General features: G+C 36.4%; 32 protein-coding genes and 1 tRNA gene. 13 read left to right on the top strand and 20 right to left on the bottom strand.

What is annotated here, in order from left to right; all coding sequences use genetic code 11:
• Positions 1–21: 21 nt before the first annotated feature.
• From ACESZG_RS10640 to ACESZG_RS10545, 20 genes are all read right to left on the bottom strand, one after another.
• Positions 22–864: a hypothetical protein gene (locus ACESZG_RS10640; protein WP_373218178.1), complete on the bottom strand. Its 843-nt coding sequence runs from the start codon at positions 862–864 to the stop codon at positions 22–24.
• Positions 865–935: 71 nt separating this feature from the next.
• On the bottom strand, positions 936–1,169 hold the full coding sequence (locus ACESZG_RS10635) for a hypothetical protein (RefSeq protein ID WP_055053204.1): 234 nt from the start codon (positions 1,167–1,169) through the stop codon (positions 936–938).
• Positions 1,166–1,486 (bottom strand): hypothetical protein, encoded by a 321-nt coding sequence (locus ACESZG_RS10630; RefSeq protein ID WP_118592945.1) that lies wholly within the window; start codon positions 1,484–1,486, stop codon positions 1,166–1,168. Before ACESZG_RS10630 ends, ACESZG_RS10635 begins: the two co-directional genes overlap by 4 nt.
• The gene (locus tag ACESZG_RS10625) at positions 1,479–1,703 is read right to left on the bottom strand and encodes a hypothetical protein (protein WP_373218175.1); all 225 of its coding nucleotides are present in this window, start codon (positions 1,701–1,703) and stop codon (positions 1,479–1,481) included. The genes ACESZG_RS10630 and ACESZG_RS10625 overlap by 8 nt, the downstream gene beginning before the upstream one ends.
• On the bottom strand, positions 1,700–1,933 hold the full coding sequence (locus ACESZG_RS10620) for a hypothetical protein (protein WP_373218173.1): 234 nt from the start codon (positions 1,931–1,933) through the stop codon (positions 1,700–1,702). Before ACESZG_RS10620 ends, ACESZG_RS10625 begins: the two co-directional genes overlap by 4 nt.
• The gene (locus ACESZG_RS10615; protein WP_118592943.1) at positions 1,934–2,140 is read right to left on the bottom strand and encodes a helix-turn-helix transcriptional regulator; all 207 of its coding nucleotides are present in this window, start codon (positions 2,138–2,140) and stop codon (positions 1,934–1,936) included.
• 415 nt (positions 2,141–2,555) lie between these two features.
• Entirely contained in the window at positions 2,556–2,741 is a 186-nt protein-coding gene (locus ACESZG_RS10610) for a hypothetical protein (RefSeq protein ID WP_055053211.1), read from the bottom strand.
• A 400-nt stretch (positions 2,742–3,141) separates the two neighbouring features.
• Positions 3,142–3,327: a hypothetical protein gene (locus ACESZG_RS10605; protein ID WP_055053213.1), complete on the bottom strand. Its 186-nt coding sequence runs from the start codon at positions 3,325–3,327 to the stop codon at positions 3,142–3,144.
• 2 nt (positions 3,328–3,329) lie between these two features.
• Positions 3,330–3,668 (bottom strand): hypothetical protein, encoded by a 339-nt coding sequence (locus ACESZG_RS10600; protein WP_055053214.1) that lies wholly within the window; start codon positions 3,666–3,668, stop codon positions 3,330–3,332.
• Positions 3,669–3,694: 26 nt separating this feature from the next.
• Positions 3,695–3,895, bottom strand: a complete 201-nt coding sequence (locus tag ACESZG_RS10595; RefSeq protein ID WP_055053215.1) for a hypothetical protein — start codon at positions 3,893–3,895, stop codon at positions 3,695–3,697.
• Between the two features lie 15 nt (positions 3,896–3,910).
• On the bottom strand, positions 3,911–4,144 hold the full coding sequence (locus ACESZG_RS10590; protein ID WP_055053216.1) for a hypothetical protein: 234 nt from the start codon (positions 4,142–4,144) through the stop codon (positions 3,911–3,913).
• Positions 4,141–4,632: a DUF5688 family protein gene (locus tag ACESZG_RS10585; RefSeq protein WP_373218170.1), complete on the bottom strand. Its 492-nt coding sequence runs from the start codon at positions 4,630–4,632 to the stop codon at positions 4,141–4,143. The genes ACESZG_RS10590 and ACESZG_RS10585 overlap by 4 nt, the downstream gene beginning before the upstream one ends.
• 2 nt (positions 4,633–4,634) lie before the next feature.
• A complete protein-coding gene (locus ACESZG_RS10580) occupies positions 4,635–5,039 on the bottom strand; it encodes a hypothetical protein (RefSeq protein ID WP_373218168.1) in 405 nt (134 codons plus the stop codon).
• Between the two features lie 12 nt (positions 5,040–5,051).
• Positions 5,052–5,615 (bottom strand): hypothetical protein, encoded by a 564-nt coding sequence (locus ACESZG_RS10575; RefSeq protein ID WP_373218166.1) that lies wholly within the window; start codon positions 5,613–5,615, stop codon positions 5,052–5,054.
• A gap of 333 nt (positions 5,616–5,948) precedes the next feature.
• Positions 5,949–6,098: a hypothetical protein gene (locus tag ACESZG_RS10570; protein WP_373218165.1), complete on the bottom strand. Its 150-nt coding sequence runs from the start codon at positions 6,096–6,098 to the stop codon at positions 5,949–5,951.
• Between the two features lie 6 nt (positions 6,099–6,104).
• On the bottom strand, positions 6,105–6,581 hold the full coding sequence (locus ACESZG_RS10565) for a hypothetical protein (protein ID WP_373218163.1): 477 nt from the start codon (positions 6,579–6,581) through the stop codon (positions 6,105–6,107).
• On the bottom strand, positions 6,574–6,783 hold the full coding sequence (locus ACESZG_RS10560; RefSeq protein ID WP_373218161.1) for a hypothetical protein: 210 nt from the start codon (positions 6,781–6,783) through the stop codon (positions 6,574–6,576). Before ACESZG_RS10560 ends, ACESZG_RS10565 begins: the two co-directional genes overlap by 8 nt.
• Before the next feature lie 113 nt (positions 6,784–6,896).
• Positions 6,897–7,667 (bottom strand): hypothetical protein, encoded by a 771-nt coding sequence (locus ACESZG_RS10555; RefSeq protein WP_373218159.1) that lies wholly within the window; start codon positions 7,665–7,667, stop codon positions 6,897–6,899.
• A 1,098-nt stretch (positions 7,668–8,765) separates the two neighbouring features.
• Entirely contained in the window at positions 8,766–8,942 is a 177-nt protein-coding gene (locus tag ACESZG_RS10550) for a hypothetical protein (protein ID WP_349062391.1), read from the bottom strand.
• 430 nt (positions 8,943–9,372) lie between these two features.
• Complete coding sequence (locus ACESZG_RS10545; RefSeq protein ID WP_373218157.1) at positions 9,373–9,549, bottom strand: hypothetical protein; 177 nt, start codon at positions 9,547–9,549, stop codon at positions 9,373–9,375.
• A gap of 193 nt (positions 9,550–9,742) precedes the next feature.
• Between ACESZG_RS10545 and ACESZG_RS10540 the strand changes: the two genes are divergently transcribed.
• The 13 genes from ACESZG_RS10540 (at position 9,743) to ACESZG_RS10480 (ending at position 20,136) form a co-directional block, all read left to right on the top strand.
• Positions 9,743–10,012: a hypothetical protein gene (locus tag ACESZG_RS10540; protein WP_055053226.1), complete on the top strand. Its 270-nt coding sequence runs from the start codon at positions 9,743–9,745 to the stop codon at positions 10,010–10,012.
• 12 nt (positions 10,013–10,024) lie between these two features.
• Positions 10,025–11,131, top strand: a complete 1,107-nt coding sequence (locus tag ACESZG_RS10535; protein ID WP_373218155.1) for a Bro-N domain-containing protein — start codon at positions 10,025–10,027, stop codon at positions 11,129–11,131.
• A 104-nt stretch (positions 11,132–11,235) separates the two neighbouring features.
• Positions 11,236–12,123 (top strand): hypothetical protein, encoded by an 888-nt coding sequence (locus ACESZG_RS10530; RefSeq protein WP_349062394.1) that lies wholly within the window; start codon positions 11,236–11,238, stop codon positions 12,121–12,123.
• 305 nt (positions 12,124–12,428) lie between these two features.
• Entirely contained in the window at positions 12,429–15,161 is a 2,733-nt protein-coding gene (locus ACESZG_RS10525; protein WP_373218153.1) for a hypothetical protein, read from the top strand.
• Positions 15,161–16,033, top strand: a complete 873-nt coding sequence (locus tag ACESZG_RS10520; RefSeq protein ID WP_373218151.1) for a hypothetical protein — start codon at positions 15,161–15,163, stop codon at positions 16,031–16,033. Before ACESZG_RS10525 ends, ACESZG_RS10520 begins: the two co-directional genes overlap by 1 nt.
• Before the next feature lie 96 nt (positions 16,034–16,129).
• Positions 16,130–16,360: a hypothetical protein gene (locus tag ACESZG_RS10515; RefSeq protein ID WP_118592927.1), complete on the top strand. Its 231-nt coding sequence runs from the start codon at positions 16,130–16,132 to the stop codon at positions 16,358–16,360.
• Between the two features lie 183 nt (positions 16,361–16,543).
• Positions 16,544–17,779: a PhoH family protein gene (locus tag ACESZG_RS10510; RefSeq protein ID WP_373218304.1), complete on the top strand. Its 1,236-nt coding sequence runs from the start codon at positions 16,544–16,546 to the stop codon at positions 17,777–17,779.
• A 27-nt stretch (positions 17,780–17,806) separates the two neighbouring features.
• Positions 17,807–18,424, top strand: coding sequence for a ClpP family protease (locus ACESZG_RS10505; RefSeq protein WP_055053234.1), 618 nt, complete (start codon positions 17,807–17,809; stop codon positions 18,422–18,424).
• Positions 18,421–18,765, top strand: a complete 345-nt coding sequence (locus ACESZG_RS10500; RefSeq protein WP_055053235.1) for an HU family DNA-binding protein — start codon at positions 18,421–18,423, stop codon at positions 18,763–18,765. The genes ACESZG_RS10505 and ACESZG_RS10500 overlap by 4 nt, the downstream gene beginning before the upstream one ends.
• The gene (locus ACESZG_RS10495) at positions 18,762–18,953 is read left to right on the top strand and encodes a hypothetical protein (RefSeq protein WP_119252989.1); all 192 of its coding nucleotides are present in this window, start codon (positions 18,762–18,764) and stop codon (positions 18,951–18,953) included. Before ACESZG_RS10500 ends, ACESZG_RS10495 begins: the two co-directional genes overlap by 4 nt.
• A gap of 6 nt (positions 18,954–18,959) precedes the next feature.
• The gene (locus ACESZG_RS10490; protein ID WP_373218148.1) at positions 18,960–19,733 is read left to right on the top strand and encodes a GIY-YIG nuclease family protein; all 774 of its coding nucleotides are present in this window, start codon (positions 18,960–18,962) and stop codon (positions 19,731–19,733) included.
• A 17-nt stretch (positions 19,734–19,750) separates the two neighbouring features.
• Positions 19,751–20,023 carry an HU family DNA-binding protein gene (locus ACESZG_RS10485; protein ID WP_055053238.1) on the top strand — a complete coding sequence of 91 codons (273 nt, stop codon included), beginning with the start codon at positions 19,751–19,753 and terminating at the stop codon, positions 20,021–20,023.
• Between the two features lie 41 nt (positions 20,024–20,064).
• Positions 20,065–20,136, top strand: a tRNA-Glu gene (locus ACESZG_RS10480).
• Positions 20,137–20,334 lie beyond the last annotated feature (198 nt).

Genomic DNA, 20,334 nt, shown 5'->3' with positions numbered 1-20,334 from the left:
CAATACTTTTTACAAACTTGTTTAAGAAATTTTCTTTCTTTTCTCGTTAAACTGTTTTGGTTCACCAAGAGATACAAGATAGTCCTGCAGGTAGAGAGCAAGACTTAATTCAACTCTTTCTGGATAAGCAGCTATTCCTTTTGCTTTAAGTGTACTTGGCTCAGTTCCTCTCATAATAGGCAATACTTTTACTAATCCAATATCTCCGTAGAAGCAATAAATTTTATATAAGTTCCTAATTATCTTGTCACATAATCCATCTCCTGATAAGTTATAACCAGCTTTACAACAAGTAGATATAATACTTTCATAAGCTATCTTACCTTTTGCTTTAATTATCCTGTAAGCGGATGTGTAACTACCAATAGTTCCTGGTTTTCTTACCCCTTTGTCTTCTGCAATGCTTAAATTATATTCATCAACCACTTCCTGCAACGCTACAGCATTCGGTTCACCTAAGATAAGATTTGCCTTATGCATCTGCAGCGGAGTAACTTTTTCAGTATACAAGCTCTGTCTTGTAAAGATACTTGCTTCGAAATGTCTTCTCTCATCTGGATCAGATGGGGCTGAAGTAATAACAACACATTCGAGTTTATCTAAAATACCTTCTGATGCAATAAAACGACCATAACCGTCTACAATAGAAAAAGTGCACTCTTCTGGATGTGGCACTACTAATAATGCATCCATAATCATATGATCAAAATTGTCATGCATTGCTTTAATTTTTCTATGATTTCGTGTTTCCAGCCGCTGGTAAGCTGGATCGACAGACATCAATTCCCTTGGAATTACTGCACATGCCTTTGTACCAGAGATTAATAAGTTGCTCATAACTGTGTTGTAAACGATGTTTTCCATTTTGTTTTCCTCTTTTCTTTTTTATATAATAAAAAAGAGCTGTTTTCACAGCTCTAATTTTATTTCATAGTTTAGCAGTCACATTCTACTAAGTTGGTGAGATACTCAATACCATGACCACATAAAGCAGTCAGAACTTCATCTAATATGTCAAGTTCTCCGTCTGTTTCGCATGATTCAAGGGCTTGAATGATTCCGTAGCCTTTTTCATACTCACTGGTATTCATCATCTCCTTAGTTACTGTGTCACCGAGTTTTTCCTCGGCATAATCAACTCTGTAGAGTCTTTCCTTTGCTGTCTTCATTTTGAAAACCTCCTTGATATGATTAATTCTTTAAGATTTTTTGGATCCTTTGTCCAAATTAAATCTTTATCTTTGTATTTCATTTCATAAGTAAGTCCATTTACAGTTGACTTATATAGAGCTTTTATAGAGCAAATGCCACGAATAGTGCTCAAATTTTCATCGTAATTACTGCCTATCATAAAACCATCAGGTCCAATAATACAAAAATCTTGACTGCCATAATTCGCTGTCTCGCAATCGGTAAGAACAAGATAGCTTCCTGCTGGTGTGACAGCTATCATTCCAGACCGGAGCTTCTTCCTTAAATCAACCATGTTGCCTCCTTTCTATTAGTGTACGGACAGATGAAATAAGTTTCAGGTCTTCAGCATAGCTCCACCAATAGTGGTAATCTGAGCCTCTATCGTTGCCATTATGCAAACGGTTATTTTCTTTATAAAAATAAACTAGATATGGCGCTGGGGAAGATCTAATATCTACTATTCTTCCCATACCAGAATTGCTTCGCCATACTATATCACCTATTTTCATTGTTGCCTCCTCTCTATTAATGATGCTAGCGGAGGAAGGTACTTCATTCTTTTAATGTCGTCAGAACCAAACCACCAACCATGGTTGCCTGGACAGGAACCTGGCTCTATTGCACCATCATGTAGGTTATCATTTGCTTTGAAAAAGTACACAAGTTCACTACTGCCAGGTCTGAATTTTATAACTTTGCCTAACCCATAAAATGGGTCTTTAATGTATTCTCCTAACATCTATATCTCCTCCACATATTCAAGCAAGTCTCCGGGCTGTATCTGCAATAATCGACAGATTGTATTGAGAGTTTCTTTACTAGCAAGTTCACCCTGCCGAATCTTTTGTATCTGAGCTTCTCCCATGATTCTATCTCTCCGCAAGACATAAGTTGAATATCCTTTGTGCTTCAACTCTTGCAGGACATTTATTTTGTATACTATCATTTGCCTTGCCTCTTTTCTGTAAACCGTACAGTCTACAACAATTCTATCATCAATTGAGCCACTATATAAAAACATTCTATTGTAGGAATGACTATGAGTGACTACATAAGGGTAAAAGACTATACCCCTATACCATATCAGCTTTCCTATTTTATCTTTACGATTATATACATATATGTTCTGCATAGTCATTCCTTTCTCTTGGTGATCAGATCAATCAGCGGTCTCTTCCTGAGGTATTTGATATCTCTTTTGCTATAGCAAGATGCGTTAGTTATATATCTTCCTTCATAGTATCCAGAGTAAAACTTTGGATCATGTTTATAATGGTCTACTATGTAATGAGAGTGCCATAATGATCCGTCATAAAAATTTAATTTACCTAGACCATTTGGTGTCTTTACATAAATATGTCTCATTTCCATTCTCCTTTCCTGCGCAAAATCGCTTCATAAAGAGTATTATGAACCAATAATGGTTCTACTATTTTTTTAGGAAAGTCAAAAATATAATTTCCATGTAGAAATTCTACAGTATATTTATTATTTGACTCTTTGGACACATAGCCCAGTCCTATTAATGTTGTATAAATTATTTTCATGTTTACCTCCTAATCGAATCATAGCAAACATCTGTTCCCTTGTCAAGTATCTATATAACAGAAACTTCCGGTTCCTGTATCTACAGTGCAACAAGCATGTTCATATTTCATTATCAGACGATTAAATTTCTCTTCTGACATAGGGGTCTTCACTTTGAATGGATGCGCCCAAGGTGAATTCACTTGCATTCTATTCGGAAGCAAATATACAGGATTCCCTGCAACAAGTGCTTTTTGTGCTTCTCTTCTGGTTACTTTCTTTAACATATTGTTTCCTTTCTAAGCAGCATAGTTAAACATCTTGGAGGAAAACGGGTAGCCCTAGATTTCATGCTACCCCTTTTTGAGTAATTCAAGATGCTTAAATATACTGCTTATGCAGTATATTTTATTTTCTACTTTAAAAAATTCTCAGCCACTCATCTCCTATCAACTCCCATGTTGTAGGATTAAGAGCATAGTCTTTAGAATTAAACAGTTCCTCATATCTTTCCTGCATCAGTTCCTTTGTAGGAAAGAACTCTTCTTTCCTTAGATTTCCTTTGTTGGAACCTGTTTTGAAATAGATTCTAAGTTTATATTTCATGATTAGTCCTCCCTTGCATACCGAGCAAATTGTTTAAGCCCACCTGCATAGTGTGCGTCTACAATTTCATCATCATAGACAATCTCGGTTCCGTTGGACTCCATGATGCATGAAGCAAGGTCATTAATAGACCAACAGTCTTCTGCGTCAGCGTACCAAGAGAACTGATTTCCATTGGCAGTTGTCATAGTAATCAGATCAGTATCTTCCATGTGCTCAACCTCTGTTACTATTCCTGTCAGAGGATATAGGTCTTTGTATTCTCCATCTGTTGTTGGAGCTGCTGATACTGGGGTTGTTATCATCATAGTTGTTAATACTACTGCTAATAATTTCTTCATGATTTTTATTTCCTTTCTTATATATCTTATATAACTACTATAAATTTATAGATATCTACATACTGGTCTAACTGATATACAGGTGCCTTATCAAAGATAGGCAACAGTCTATCAATAATACCTTGGTATTGCTTTGTGAGTTCTGCTAAGATAGCTTCATACACTACATTGGACAACTCACAGAATTTCAAAGTCATAATCTCTTGTATCGTGTATACGTTATTCATAACAGAACTCCTCCTTTAGATAAAATTCACTATCTCTCTTGCAAGATAGCTATACATAACAGACACTGAAATTCTGTGCCAATTTCCATTCTGAAACATTAACACAGGAATATTCATAGGATCTTTAGGTCTCTCTGTGCAGATAAACTGAAGTCCATTGCCTCTAATAAATAAGGCTCCTTTAGGTACTGTGTAACCCAAAAGAGCCTCTTTCCGTTGTATTCTTACAGTTGTGTATTTATATGTCATGCTAATCTCCTCTCTGCTATAGAATCACTCAGAGATACTACAGGCTTCAATGTACCGGTTTCCTTGTTAAAGAAGTATGCATGATTGTCTAAAACCAAGTTATCTTCTACGTAAGCATTTGTTCCTCGAATCATCTTATTAATTCTTGTAGGATCGCCTTCAGGCATGAGAATCACTTCTTCTGTTGAAGATGGAATGACAAAGAAGTTTCCAATAAGTTGAGCGAAGCGTTCCATTGCTCCAGAGTAAAACAGAGCTATTGCTCCACAAGAAGTTTTATTGGTTACAACATAACCAGTATGAGACTGTAGTACCGAAGTTGCATAAAATCCTTCATCATTAAAGGATCCAAAAATAGCAGACTCCATTGTGCAAAAGATTCCTGGATGTTCGGATTCCAGCTTATCAAGATAGATTGACTGTCTATCTTCCGGAGTTTCAAATGAATCGTTTCCTGAAAATTGCTTATAGAATATACTTAATGTCATAATTAATACCTTCTTTCTAAATAATACGTTTCGCTTGCAAAGTGGACTAAAGCCCCTTCTTCAGCTGCTTCTATTTCTATTGGTTGTCCTTCGCTCACAACAGCCGATTTGATATAATCATCTACTGTTTTGGATGTGCCATTATTAGACACAACACAAGATACTGTGTCTCCAACAGAGAAACCTTTTCCTTTGTAGCTCCAGGTGCGCTTATCAGGTGATACAATGGATACACTATGTCCAGAAACAAAATAGACTGTGCCTGTCATTGGACGGGTACTGTCTTCGCTTGCTCCTGTAGGCTTCACTACAGCCAATAAAAAAAGGAGTGCTATTAACACTCCTATCAATGAAGGGATTACTACTTCCCTTATGAGTTTCCGTTTGATTTTATCTGCCTTGTTCATAATGATTTCCTCCTAGAAATTTTCTTCTATAATGTCCATGTCCATATAATCTACTACTTCGCCTGTGAACATGTTTACAGTGAGTTCATAATCCGGTCCCTTGATAGGAACGAACAGACATTTTTTAAGCTTCTTATTTCCTTTCCAGAGAAGAGAGAGTTCGTTTGTGCTTGGATACATTACTGGAATACATCCATAGTCAAACAATTCACTGTGACTGAGAATCAGTACAGCTGCTTTCTTTTCCTTTGCGGAAAGAGTTTTGTAGAACTTAGGAAAGAAGGTGTAATCATATTCGCTAAAGAATTCTGTCAGTTTTTCTTTAACAAGGTTGATGATTTCCCTGTGCTTTGCTTTACCTTCCAGAATTTCTACATAGACATTGTTGAGTTCCGCCCATGCTTCATAGTCGGCAATATACTGGCAGAACTGTTCTGGTGTGTAGCTGAAAGAAAATTCGTTGAGAACATCTGTCCAGTTTCCATTGTTACAGATGTAGAGTTCTCTGCCTAAAACAGATTTCAGCTCTACTGATGTAATTTTCTTGTTGATGATTCTTGTGTAGATCTTTGTCATAATTTTTCCTCCTGCCTTTTAGAGTGGCATAACTCATTGAATAATGCTCTATCAAGGTTTGACCTTGCCTTGTCTACTCCTCGTAGAAATAGAGCATCTGCTTAGGCAACTAAGCAGTAGAATACAAAAAGTGCATTTTCAAAATTGCCTTGTTGAGAAACAAACTCTAGGATGTCCTCAAAGTATTCCGTTTCCGTCTTCCCTTGCTTCCAATATGGACAGTATTTTCGCCATGTTGTATAGCTGGGGTAACAGTTCTTGAGCAAATAATCGCTCATTTGCTTGACTGCCCTTGCTTTGCGTTGGGTAGTCCAAGAATTGTAAATCATAGAATCACCTCCGCTGGAGATAATCCTCACCTACATATTCAAGAGCTTCCAAGTCTTCTTCTGTCCAGACATAATCTGGGTTTGATTTTAACTGTGCAATTGCCTTGCACAGGTCCTGATACCCTATCAGACCTCTTTTAAAGTTTTTCAGCATACTTTTTCACCTCCTCTTTTCGTATGGACTGATTTTAGTTCCTTTTGGCTTGTAAGCCATTTGCGGTTTATTCTTGCCTGTACTCCAGTAACATTCATGGAAAGTAACTTCCATGTCATTGATAGCCCCTGAAATATGACTATGCTGACGGAACTCCCAGCCTACTTTGCGTTCCTTTGGGAGACAGGAAGTAAGACCTACAAGCTGCTGTGGAGTCATTTCCTTGCGCAGATATAGCCCGTTTTTCTGGACATAATCTACGATTTCCTTTGCTAGTACATGTGTGCTAGGGGAAATTTTAGCTTTTTTCCACTGAATAAAACCAGTGTTGTCCATAACAGACATATATACCACAAACGGGTACTGTTTAATCTGTCGGCAGAGGACAAAGCGTTTGCCTTGACCTCTAATAAACAAAGCACCTTTAGGGAAAGTAAGCCCATAGTGCTTTTCTGGATTTTTCATGGTTCTAATGTTATACATGTTGCACCTCCAGATTCACAAGGTCACCCAAACGAACATAGAGATGTTCTGGGTATACTGGTTTACTAGCTGCGAGGTCTTTTTTCAGACCTTCCACTACTTTCATGTAGTGGTAAACGGTTTCTGCGTCTTGACAGAAAATTGCCTCGTTGATGAGTTGCTCACAAGATGCAATGCGAGCTTTTAATTCTTTACGGTTCATAGTTTTTCCTCCTATTGCTCTTTTTAAGGCTAGAGCATGACCCTATCATGTTCTTATTCCTACCTATGACCGAAGTCATAGGCAGAGTATAAGCTCATGATTTATAAACTTGTTTATGCTACAACTTCGACTTTATCAGCTCTTGACAGCAGGTAGACTGTCAGTAAATCAGTAACTTTATTAGCAACTACACGCTGACTGAAGTCCTCTTTATAGTCGAACTCACCGATTTCTACAGTGCCGTCTTTTTTCTGTGACACTTTACGGGATGCACCACGCTCAAAGGAAGCTATGAAGTGGCGAATATCAGACCCAGCCATATCAGAGGCTTTAAGCTTGAGACCATCAAACCAGTCACCAGACTGACCAATGAAAGTACGGAATGAGTCTCTGAGGGCTTTATTGAGTCCAGACATACCCTTGCCTGACTGATACCAAGTAGCAATGGTTTTACCAAGGGACTCAGGAACTAAGTCAGAGTCTAAGCCCATTTTGGGCATTACTGAATGACAAATCAGAGTAACAAAGATTTTATCGGTGTCTGGTAAGTCCTTGAATGTGGTTTCGTCACACTGGCAAGCCTCAAGATTGCTATTGGCAGTGATAAAGTCTTCACGCAGGTCAGTGGCTTTTTCAGTCCAGCCTGCGAAAGCTGTTGACATTTCAATATCTGAGTACTCAGCCCAGTCCTTGCCTGGATAGAGTTTTTCACCCTCTGAAATAAGGTCTGACAGTTTCTTAGTGCCTAACTTAGTAGCAAGAATCCGCTGTTTTTCTGCGGTCATAGTTTTGAATGTTACGAGGTCTTTCACCTGCGCTTTTACGTCCTCATGGCAGTTTGCTGGCATTTCTAAAGCATTGATAATTAAAGCTGATTTTAACATAGTATCTTCCTCCTGAATTTAAAATATTTTTGCGCACTTTACAAAAGTGTTTATAGCACTTGCAGGACTTGCACCTACTGATAGCTATATCTATAGTGCTAGACCTTCCGCCTTAGATACGGATAGAATCAATAAAGACGTCAACCATTTTTGCAAGGTGTGCGCTTTGCACTGTATACCCTGCGCAGGTTATGTCTGAATGAGCAAATTGTAAATCATACCGTAACACGTCGGAAACCAACGTGTCTGTTAAAACAGAGGCATATTATCGGGAATCACAATAAAAATGATTTACAAAGTTGTTTATAGTTGCGTACCGTACTGAAATGTTAGTCATAGCCCACCTGCTGACTCCATCCTGCATCTTCACAAGATGATTTTTTATCCCCTACCCTGTCATCTCTTGCTGTCGAAACCTTCTTTCCCCCCTATAAAAGCGGAAGCCGTTCGAGTCCACTAACAAGATATCCCAGACTTCGGGAAATGGTTCAATTGATATCGGTTTAGAAATACCGCTTATTATCTGCTAACAAGTGCCTGAATAGTATTTGTGTCTTATTTCAGTAGACTCTTGCTATCTGCTAACAAGTGCCTATGCAGTGTTTACGTCCTGCATAGTGGACGAATCATAATTACCACTCCTTTCTCCTGTCGATGTACTTATCTTACTACCTTAAAGGTAGATTGTCAAGTACTTTTTTCAAAAAAGTTTTATTTCTTCCTTTAGGTATTTTTGAGTGGATACCTAACCACCGCTTGAACTTGCCGACCGCCTTTCCTTATCGACACGCTTATCATACTACTCTCAAGGTAGTTTGTCAATAGCTTTTTTAAAAATATTTTTATTTACACGTTTACAAAAGTTCGCAAACCAGCATAAACACTGGGAAAATTGCATGAAAAAAAGTTTTTTCGTGAAAAATTACTTCCTATTAAAGCGAAAAATAAAGGTCGTCAGGATCAGACAGTCTGCATACAAAGTGTAATACGTATTACTGTATGTACTTATATACATAGTGTAATACATATGAATATTCAGAATAGAATGAATATTTAGAATAGATTAAATATTTAGAATAGAGTGTTAATCAATAAAGTTTAATCAATTATATCTGCAATACGTGATTTAATAAAAGCTGATACTGCAATATTGTTAGAATCACAATATTTTTTGAGTTTTTCATATTGTTCAATTCGTAAACTGACACCAACGTTTTTCATGTTCTTTTTGTCCCATTCTTTAGCATATTTCTTGTTATATTCATAATTTGACATAAATTATAGCCTCTTTTCTATTCAATTTGTTGAGTTGTATATATAATTAAACTTCTAGCAAGAATTGTTAGTTAATTTACTGCAAAAGAAAACAATTGTCAGAAACATTGAGTTTTAAAGCAAAATTGTATTCGCAATCTTAAAAACACTATGGTTCGAGCAAAGAAACCAGACACAATTCAATACAATTCATTATATTGTACGAATATTCTGATTACTTTAGTACTATAAAATTCTATAGTATTATCACTGCAAAATTTTTCAATTGTAAAATTTCAATACTGTAAAATTTTGCTACGGTACGGATGTATAACACTGATTTATTAAAGTATACTAGGGCTATCCACTTTAACACTTTAAAGCCTTAAAAACGGGGCGTTTGTAAAACGATACATCTTACCATTGCACAATTCATAGCATTCCTACTATTTCAGTCAGAAACAACCAAAATCAGCCCAAACTGTTCATATCTGCCCACTAAAGGTTTGAAAATAAGCATTTTCGCACGTTTTAGACCGGGGGTACTTATGCCCTGAAAGCCTTGAAAACGCAGTGTTTTCCGGGGATGCAGAGCTTTTTTGACACCAAGTTCAGATTTCGGATCCATGTTCCCAGTTTCTCCGATCATCACATCTCTCTCACTCGATTTCCAGATCAGAGTTTCTTCCTTATTATATATGTTTTCCTGATTCACCTGTTTTTATTTTTCTAAACAAGTTTGTAAAATTCTGTTGACATTTTTCGTAGTCAGTGCTATAATACACTTATCCCGAAAGGGATAGAAATCACAGGAGGCACATATGAACGACATTACTTTTATTGGAGTCAATCTTACTCAAGAACTCCAGAAACAACTTGATTCTCACAAATCAGCCATTCTATCTACTGCACCTCCAGATGCAGTAAAAGGCTACAATCTAGGTGTACAAAACACTCTTCTACTCTTAGACTCACTTCTCTCATCTTTCGAACCCAACGAGTTCCTGATCAATACTACAGATTCCCACTTAACTGAGTATGACTATGATGAGCTTGAAGCTTTAACCCGTAAACAAGTTTATAAATCATAAGGAGTATTTTATATGAAGACTTTTACTAATACCCACACATTACTATACCACACTAATGATTCAATTTCAATCCCTCTCAGATACTCTATCATTGAAGGCACCACATGGTTCATCGGTAAAGATGTTGCAGCTATCTGTGGTTACAAAGACACCTGGCGAGCTATAAAATACCATGTTTCACCTGAAAATACCGATCATACTATTTTTAATTCCCGTAAACTTATCATCATTAACTACGCAGGTTTCAAAGAAATAGACCCTACCAAAGAACATCTAAACTGGTTTATAAATCATCTTTCAGAAGCGTCTACGCCAACAGAAGCCCCAACAGTGTTCAATCATCCAGAATTTGGTGAGCTGAGAACTGTTGAAATCTCAGGGGAACCATGGTTCGTAGGTAAGGATGTAGCTGTAGCATTGGGATATTCAGATACCACACAAGCTATTAGAAAGAATATTTCTGATGAAGATAAGATGACCCGTCCCGGAGACGCCCCATCTATTATAGACAGTTTTGGAAGAACTCAACATCCCGTTTGGATCAACGAATCCGGTCTCTACTCCCTTATTCTCAGCAGCAAGCTCCCATCAGCAAAAGAGTTCAAGCATTGGGTTACTTCAGAAGTACTCCCCTCTATCCGTAAGACAGGGGGCTATGTTAACCCATCACAATCCGATCTTTTCCTAGACACCTATCTTCCATTTGCAGATCAGAACACTCGACTTCTTTTTAAAACTACTCTTGATACTATCCAGCAACAGAACAATACAATTCAGCAGCAGAATCACACTATTTCACATCAGGAAGACATCATTCGTAATCTTACATCAGACATTCCATTAGCAGATAAACGTCAGATCCTCAATAGAATTGTACGCTTCGGAGGAAGTCCTCATACACGTTGGCCATTCCTCTACAGAGAGTTCGACAATAAGTTTCATATGAATACTAAAGTACAGCTTGAACATTACAATGAGACACATAAACCTAAGCTACAGAACCGTTTAGATTACATAGAGCACATTGGTATGTTCAATGATCTAGCTGAAATAGCATGTGTAATCTTCGGTCCAGACATCGAAAAGCTGTCTGCTCAGTATTATGAAATATGCAAGTAAATTTTGATTCTATAGTGAGAGGCTTACAACTTTACAGTGAGCCTCTTACAAAAGAAATTTGATCCATATACTCAAATAAAACCATTATATAGGGGGTAAGAAAGTTGATTGACACTACAAAAATTTTACCAGGTCAAGAATTTAAAAATATGCAGGAACTGTCAGTAGCTCTTACTGGTCAGAAGATGCCTGCCGGAAACAGATATGTTGTCAGAGTCAATGAGATGAAGAAATATTTTTCATGGGATAAGGTGCCTGGTTCCAACAGAATTATTATTACTGACATTTTTCCTGAACCTGTCACAAAACCCAGGAAAAAATGTAAAAAAAGAATAGCAACACCAAGAGAATATTATCCTCAGGGTAAATACAATTCTATGATTTATGCCAATTTAACTACGTTAGAACTCAACCATAAATATTCTCTTTCAGAACTATTTGAGGAGTTGGGTATGACCAGTTGCAGATTCACGCGTCCAAAGTATTACTTAGATTGTGTAAATACAACTAACCTTTCACTTTCAACTTATAGATATTTTTTTAATAAATTGAACAATTTATTGAGTAAAACTTTATATACTACTCTTACTAATTTTAAAAAGCGAGAATGTATTTCTTATCATATGGAATATAGATACACTTTCAAACAAGGATATGAAGAAATAGACATACCTACAGAAGCTATAGAAGCGCTCAAAGAACAGGCGCTGCAGGAAACTTCATATAAAGATGAATGGTCTGTTTTACATAGTTCTGATTCTCAGAAGTATACTCAATATATTTTAGATAAATTGTCTATATATGGAATCAAAAAATATACTAAATGTTATGTGTTCACTTCTATTAAACCATTTAATAATCTTCCTGAGCCGAGTTTGTCTGAAATGAATGCTTTAACAATCGAGAAGCTTTATAAATTTAGCAATAAGTTTGATCAAGTTAATCAGAAAAAGATTCAATCCATCATAAACACCAGTATTTTAAGTCGGTAGACCGGAAGGCGAAGCCTGAGGTCTGAACACATGAAAGTTTTTTCAGCGCTACTTTCTACACTCGGCGGTTAAGCGCCTCGCCTAAAGCAGCTGCTTCTGAAAAAATTTTGCGTTCAGACGTTGATTGTTTTTGTTGGTGAAAAGTTTCCACCAAAATAAAAATTGTACATATATCTTTATATATAAAAAAATATTTGTACCTTTTTTATTAAGTAGAAAAAATATTATTCGAAGTTGAACGAATGAGCGAAGCGAGTGAGAGAAAACTATAAGACCCTCATGGCTCGCATAAGTTAAAGAAAGGAATGATTACAATAGCAAAGCAGAAAAAATGTAAAAGATACTTATTCAAGCTCCACAGTGAACGTCTTCGCAGATCACGCTGGAAGCTAGAATATCCATTAGAGGAAGCTCTAAACACAGAAGACATTATTTCTCTGTCTGATAGCCAGATTCTCAGATTCATTGATGAACTCAACGGAGACACCAGTGAAGCCAGAGAAGAAGAAGCTTCTTATATAAAGAAAGAAATCAAGCGTCTCAAAAAATCTGATTCTTCTAAGAAAGATACTCTCATAGCAAATCTCTATAAAAGATTCTATAATCTTCAATTTGTTCCAGATTACATGTGTCTGATCATTGATAAAATGTCTGATTATAACAGAGCCAATAAAGGCTTTTCTATCAATGGAATAAAATATCACAGACTCCTAGGCACCAACGGGGGCATAAAGAATTCTACTATTGTTTATGTCTCTGAAAGGCTATATCCCCAGCTCTATGAGCGTCTCTGTTGCGGTAGGAACCTAGAACAAAAATTTGTGCCAGCTAAACTTGAAGCGTACCAGGCACTGATCTGTTCCGGTAGTATTCCAGTAAGTATGCCAAAAGGGATCATAGTCGTTCCTGACTGCATTACTCATTTCACAGAAGACATTATTCGTGTAGATGACTCTCAGTCTGATGAACCAATAGTAGAGTTCCTCAAGGATCAAGAAATAGAGCTTACGGAATCAGACGGTTACGGAATCATGCTTCCATCACTCTCTTACCGTTGGGCAAGAGAGCTTGACGAAGAAGAAGATTTTTTATCTGGCTGTAATCTCAGAGGACTTCCATGGACAAAGGGCATGGTTTTCACAATGGATTACTTAGCTTTTGGGGAATCTATAGCGAAAAACTTCTATATAAAAGATGCCTGGGGAGATATGAGAGATATCAGAGAGTCTGAACTGATTATTACTACTTCTATGCTTAAATTATGGGATTCCTATTCTTCTTTCGAAGATTACTGGTCCAATGTAGAAAAATATCATTATCAAATATCTATAGCCAAGACTGCTCCTGCAAGACTTGATGAGTACAGAAGCACAAATTACCAGTTCCTGCAGAATTACCACCTTACACCGGAAGAAGTAACTGAATTGGTCCGTCCTACAGTAGAAGAAATTCAAGAAATCCTTGGATTAGATTACAGGAAGTCACTCCTATTTCTGAGAGGAACAAATCTTACAGAAGATTCCTATATTGATGAAGAACCGTATATCAATGCTCTCATGATTGAGCCACAGATGATTCATGATCCTTACATCAGAGACAGAATCTACAATATGATAAAGAAAAAAATCAGACAGGCCAAGATTGGTGTACTCAAAGTAAGGGGTAACTTTGCCATCATTGGAGGGGATCCGTATAGCTTGATGCAGAGTATCTTTGGTTTACCGGTCACAGGATTACTCCATGCTGGGGAATGCTGGCATAAACATTGGCTTGATCGAGAAGTCAGCGAGGTCTGCTGCTTCAGAGCACCTATGACAAGCAAATACAATGTACGTAAGCTTAAGATAGTAGGGACTCCTGATATGACTTATTGGTATAGATATATAAACACATGTATGTTGTTAAACTCATGGGATAGTACTAAAGAAGCTCTCAATGGAGCCGACTGCGATGGAGATTTAATGTTCACTACTAATAATGACATCTTACTTAAGCATACAGAAAACTTACCTCCGATCTATTGTATTCAGCGCAAAGGAAACAAGGTAGTTCCGACTGAGACAGATATGATACAAGCTAATAAAGGTTCTTTCGGTGATGCGATTGGTCCTATTACTAATGTTATCACTTCACAGATATGCTTACAGGCAAGGTTCCCGAAAGACAGTGAGGAATATAAAGTCTTAGACTACAGGATATTGTGTGGGCAGCTGTTCCAACAGAACTCTATTGATAAAGCTAAAGGAATCATCGCTAAACCTATGCCAAAACATTGGTATGACAATAGCTACAACCGTATAGAAGAAACAGATACACCAGAAGAAATATCTAAGAAGGAATTCAATCAGAGAATTTGTGCAGATAAGAAGCCATACTTCTTCATCTACAACTACCCTACTCTTATGAAAGAATACAAAGACTACATCAAAACATCAGATGCCGTGAGCAGGTCCAGATTTAATATTCCACTGGAAGAGCTGCTGTCATCACAAGAGTTGACTGAAGAACAGGCAGAGTTTCTTAAATTCTATAAAGAATTCTATCCAGTCAATGCAGAAACCTGTGTAGTCAATGAACTCTGTTGGGAAATTGAGAAAACACTGGCTGATGTAAAAGAAAGTAAGGTACCGTTTGACAGTTCTATTCTGAAGTCAGATGCTACCTACACAAATAAGGATAAGGCTTTTATAAAACGTATCTATGATAAATATAACAAAACTTATGCAAACAGAATGAGTCGCCATAGCTCTGTGTATGAAGATACTTCTTTAACTCCTATTGGAATGACTTTTGAATCAGAGTGTGCAGAATATGTTCCAGACGCAGAAAAGCTTTGTAACATTCTGGTTGATTTGGGATATAACACAAAAAAGGGTAAAACTTTCGTCTGGGAGATGTCCGGAGACACTATTATTGATAACCTTCTTTCTCGAACAGATGGCTATGCGCAGTTTCCTGTAAAGGATCCAGACGGTGATATAGAGTTTTGCGGCGAACACTTCTCAATGAAAAAAGTAAAAATGAAAGGCGAAGAATAATGGATTTAATACTCAACGAAAAACAATATATAGAAAAAATGTTAGAACTCGGTGATTGTAATCCTAAAGATTTAGGAGCAAACATAGCTCTTCTAACTAGATATATGTATCAGGAGAAGTATACTCAGAAAGAAATTTATAATGGTATAGAAGAATTTGCTTCCAAAGTAGATTCTGATTTTGATATCAATAACTGGTACTCATTTATAGACAAATGTATTGGTAAAGCTAAGAAGAGAGATCTGTTGAACATTGACTATATACCTATTACGCAGAAAGAGTTAGATACTATCAAGGAAATCAAGAATCCTGCCAGGGAAAGACTTGCATTTACTCTTTTAGTCATTGCCAAGTTTAACAATCTAAAATCAGAAACCAATAATAACTGGATCAATTATTCTATGGACGTATATTTCAACCTTGCCAGAGTAACTTGTAAAGTAGATGATCGTCCGTACATGATTTATGACTTAAAGGAATTAGGGTTGGTTGAAGTGAGTAAAAAGATAACTCGCTTCAATATAAGAATCACATTTGTTGATAATGAGTCTGATCCGGTGCTTAAAATTACAGATATGCGTGAGTTGGGCTATCAGTATCAGAACTTAGGTCCGAAGTCTAAGATAAAACTGTGTAAACGCTGCGGAAAGCCGTATAAAGTGAAATATTCTAAAGGCGGTTCGCCTTATTGCACCGATTGCCAGAATAAAAGTGCCAAGGATGAAACAAAACTTATTACGTGTGATTGTTGCGGTAAAGAATTTATTGCAGTATCCAAAAATAATCGTTCTGTACTTTGTTCCGAATGTCAACAAAAAAATGATCGAAAAAATCATAGGAAGCGTCAGGCCCGCTATATGGCGCAAAAATGACGCTATCAAATTAAACCAATGTCTCCGCAAATGCGCTCTACAGGCGCGTTTGCGAGATTTCGTTGATTGAGTATATATGAAAGGGAAGATATAAGGATGAAAAACAATAATAGACTTTATTTTGCCAGACAGAAATTTTTAGGAAAATGTCCTGTCTGTGGGAAAACATTGAAAAAAGTAGATGGCGTAAATATCCTCCGCTGTGACAACGCAGCCTGTTCCGGTGTGACTGTGAGAAGAAATGGGGAGTCTTCTCAGGAACCTTACTACAGGATGCTGAATGACAGGGGTATGGAAATCTACGAACATCTATTTAATAAAAAATAAATTATAGAAAGAGTTGATTATTATTAAACCGATTTCTAAGAAAGAAATTGAAAAACTAATGGACAAAGGTATCATTAGAAACACGCACAAAGGTTACATTAATAAAAAAGGATATCATGTAGGATATTATAAGACCTCAGGCAATAACAGATATATTGAGGACTACTATGCTGATAAAGCAAAATCACTGTAAAGGAGTGCCTAACTATTACTAAATTTTATGATACTAATGCTCTCCTGAATCTCCAGGAGGCAGCATTCAAAGAAAGATTCTTCATCTCTGATGAAACTCTTAGAGAAATCGAAAATATCAAAACATCCTCTCGGAAAGATGAGGATATCAAATACAAAGCTAGACATATAGCTCGTCTTTTAGATCAGAATCATGATCAGTATTCCGTAATAAATTATAATTTTGAAATGGAAAAACAACTGTTAAATTTTGAATTGGATCCAGTTAGACCAGACAACAGGATTGTTTTTAGTGCTTATACTCTATCTAAAGTTCAGGATATTGAATTCATTTCAGATGATTTGTGCTGCAAAAATATTGCAAGGAAAGTCTTTAACCTGCCAGTGTATGGAATCGTAGAGCCTACTAACGAGATATATAAAGGATATAAAGTAATTAAAGGTGATACTAATGCTATCAATCAGGCTATGGCTGAACTAGATTATTCAACTTGGTACACCAATGAGTATCTCATTATTGAAAATACTGACGATGGCACTACTAAAGAAATGCGCTATGATGGTCAGGGGTTTGTGGCACTAAAACTGCCATCTTCCAAATTTATTAAAGCAAAAAACTCTTTACAACGTTGTGCATTAGATATCTTGAATAACCCAGATATTACTATCGCTGCTATTCTCGGTGGTTACGGCAGCGGAAAAACTTATCTTTCTATGCAAATGGCACTATACAATGTAAAGGAGAAAGGCAGAAATAGTAAAATCTTAGGTGTACGAGAAGTTTCTGGTGAAGGTAAAGAGATCGGATTCCTTCCAGGCGACATGGAAGATAAAGTTGGGAGATTCTTTGAACCACTCTCTCAGTCTCTTAATGGCGGAGAGTTTGAATTACAGAGTTTGAAAGTATCTGGTGTGTTAGATACTAATGTACCGTTCTTTATGAAAGGTACTACTTATAATGACACTGTTATTCTCTGTGATGAAGCAGAAGATTTATCAGAAAGTCAAATTAAACTTATTGGTACACGACTCGGAGAGAACAGTAAAATTTATCTTGCAGGTGATTACAAACAATCCCTGTTAAGTAAAACGATTAATAATCCTCTCATTAAAATGTGCAATGAGTTTAAAGGAAATGAAAAATTTGGATGTATCTATCTTGGAGAAGATGTGCGATCAGAAACCAGTAAACTCTTCGCTGATCTTTTCGAAAAGGATCACTTCTAAAAATATAAGGATTACAAGGAGAAACATATGGAAGAATTATTTGATTTTCCAATTATGAAAAGTGGAGTAGATGAATTAGTTGCTGATATCATCAAAAGCAACTATGACAATCGTAGATTAATCATTAACGATGAAATCAATAACAATCTATTAGAGTCCATCTGTTTATATATTTTGAAATATAATCAGGAAGATAAAGATGTTCCTGAAGATAAAAGAAAGCCTATTTGGATTATTTTAAATTCAGTAGGTGGAGTCGTAAACTTCGGAATGGGACTCATTGATTGTATTAAACATAGTATTACACCTGTTTATTGCTTAATAATTGGAATGGCTGCAAGTATGGCAAGTTATATTCCAATGGTCTGTGATAAATCATATATCTTTCCTAATAGTACAATTTGTATTCATGACGGACAAACCGGTATTATGCAGACTTCCAGAAAAGCAAATGACATCATGAATTTTTATAATAAATGTGATGAAAGATTAGCTGAACTTGTATATGCCAATACCTCTATTACCAAAGATTTTTTAGACGGTATTGCTGATCGAGAATATTATATGTTCCCAGAAGAAGCTAAAGAATTGGGAATTGTTGATACTATTGTTGGTGTCGATTGCCCTATTGATGAAATATTATGAAATATTCTAAAAAGGAATTGATTGCTAAGGTTTCAGAAAAAACAGGCTATCAAGAAGAAAATATAGCTGAAATATATGAAGCTTTAGAAGAAACTGTGTATGATTTACTCCTGTCAGCAAATGAACATAAGGATGTAGAAATTCGACTGTTCACAGGATTTGGTATGTTTAGTAAATTAGTACCAAGTCATGAGAAAAAGATGCCTGATGGAGAAATTAAAACAATAGAACCTACTTTAAAATTCTCTGCACGTTACAGTGCTCGCTGGAGGAAAGATAATATTAAAGAGTACAGAGAAGCTTTAAAATTGTGGGAAAGAGTGAAAGGAAGAAAAGGATGAATGGAGTAGAAATTAAAACAACAACTACTACCCAGATGAAAATCAAGAAGGCTACAATTGATGAACAGGGAGCTGTTTACGTAGATGGCGAGGTAGTTGATCTTATCAACGCACTGAAGAATACATTTGAAGGCTGTATTTTTGATTTAGCTGTCACAGAAAAAACAGAGGTCCCTGTAGAGGACTGATGTTGAGTGTCCTGTGGTATATATTGCATTGAGAATAAAATAAATCACAAAAAGTATGTTGGTCAATCTATTGATATTAAATCACGATGGACTCAGCATAGACATACAAGTTCTTTAGTAAGAGATACATTTCTTTATAGAGCAATGGATAAATACGGTATTGAGAACTTTGATTTTTATATACTTGAAGAATGCCAACCTGACGAGTTAGATATTAAAGAAATTTATTGGATAGCTACATTAGATACATATAATTATGGGTATAATATGACTCTTGGTGGATCAGGCTTGGCAGGTTACAAAGCTTATAATAGAAATTGTATTCCTAAAAATTTTGGAATGCTTTCTAATGGTGTAGACGAAACTGTACCTATTATAAAGTTAGATACTAACTATGAAGTGTTAGAGTATTATGTAAGCGTACAGGACTGTGCCAGAGCTAATGGCATAGCTTCCACAAACATTTCTAAAACTGCATCAGGAAAAAACAATACATGTCATGGATATATTTTTATGTATTTCAATGACATTAAGGATATGACCACTGATGAAATTATTTCTTATAGATTACATCAAAGAAAGAATTATAAAGATTCTACCCTAAAATCTATAGATCGAATCTCCTCTTCTGGAGAAATTATCAATAATTATGAAAGTATTAGTCAAGCAGCTAAAGAATTAAATTTAGATCCATCTTCTATAAGCAAGGTGTGTAAAGGAAAACTAAAACAAACTCACGGCTATAAATTTAGATATGCCGTAGTAAATAATAAAGAATAAAAGGAGAAATAATTATTATGACAAAAGCAGAAGTTATTACAAAAGTAGCAGAAACAACAGGAATCACAAAGAAAGATACTGGAGCAATGGTTGACGCATTTCTTCAGGTTATCACTAATGAACTGGCAAGCGGAGGAAAAGTAGCATTCACAGGATTCGGTTCTTTCTCAGTTGTTGAAAGAGCTGCTAGAGAGTGTCGTAATCCGCAGACGGGAGAAACTATGATGACAGAAGCTCATCTTGCACCTAAATTCAAAGCCGGAAAAGCATTAAAAGATGCAGTGAAATAAATATTAAATTGCTGACCTGGTGAATTCCAGGTTGGCGATTTGTCCGGTTAGTCTAGCGGTTAAGACACTGCGCTTTCAATGCAGTAACATGGGTTCAATTCCCGTACCGGATGTTTGTATATTTGAGAGTTGTGGGTAATCTCAAATGTCATTTTCCGTATAGTTGTTTCTTTGGGGAGAACTGGAACTCCCCCCTCCTATTCTGCAAAGTAAATTCACAAGGTGTGGAACCGACCTGCTAAGTCGTGTGATCCGACAGGATTGAGTTTCGATTACTCTGCTTTGCGTTACAAGATATGTAGATTACAGCC

The sequence above is a fragment of the Blautia sp. Marseille-P2398 genome, from assembly GCF_964240315.1.
Lineage (GTDB): Bacteria > Bacillota > Clostridia > Lachnospirales > Lachnospiraceae > Blautia_A > Blautia_A wexlerae.
The sequence above is the reverse complement of the archived record's forward strand: the minus strand, read 5'-3'. Positions and strand labels throughout refer to the sequence as shown.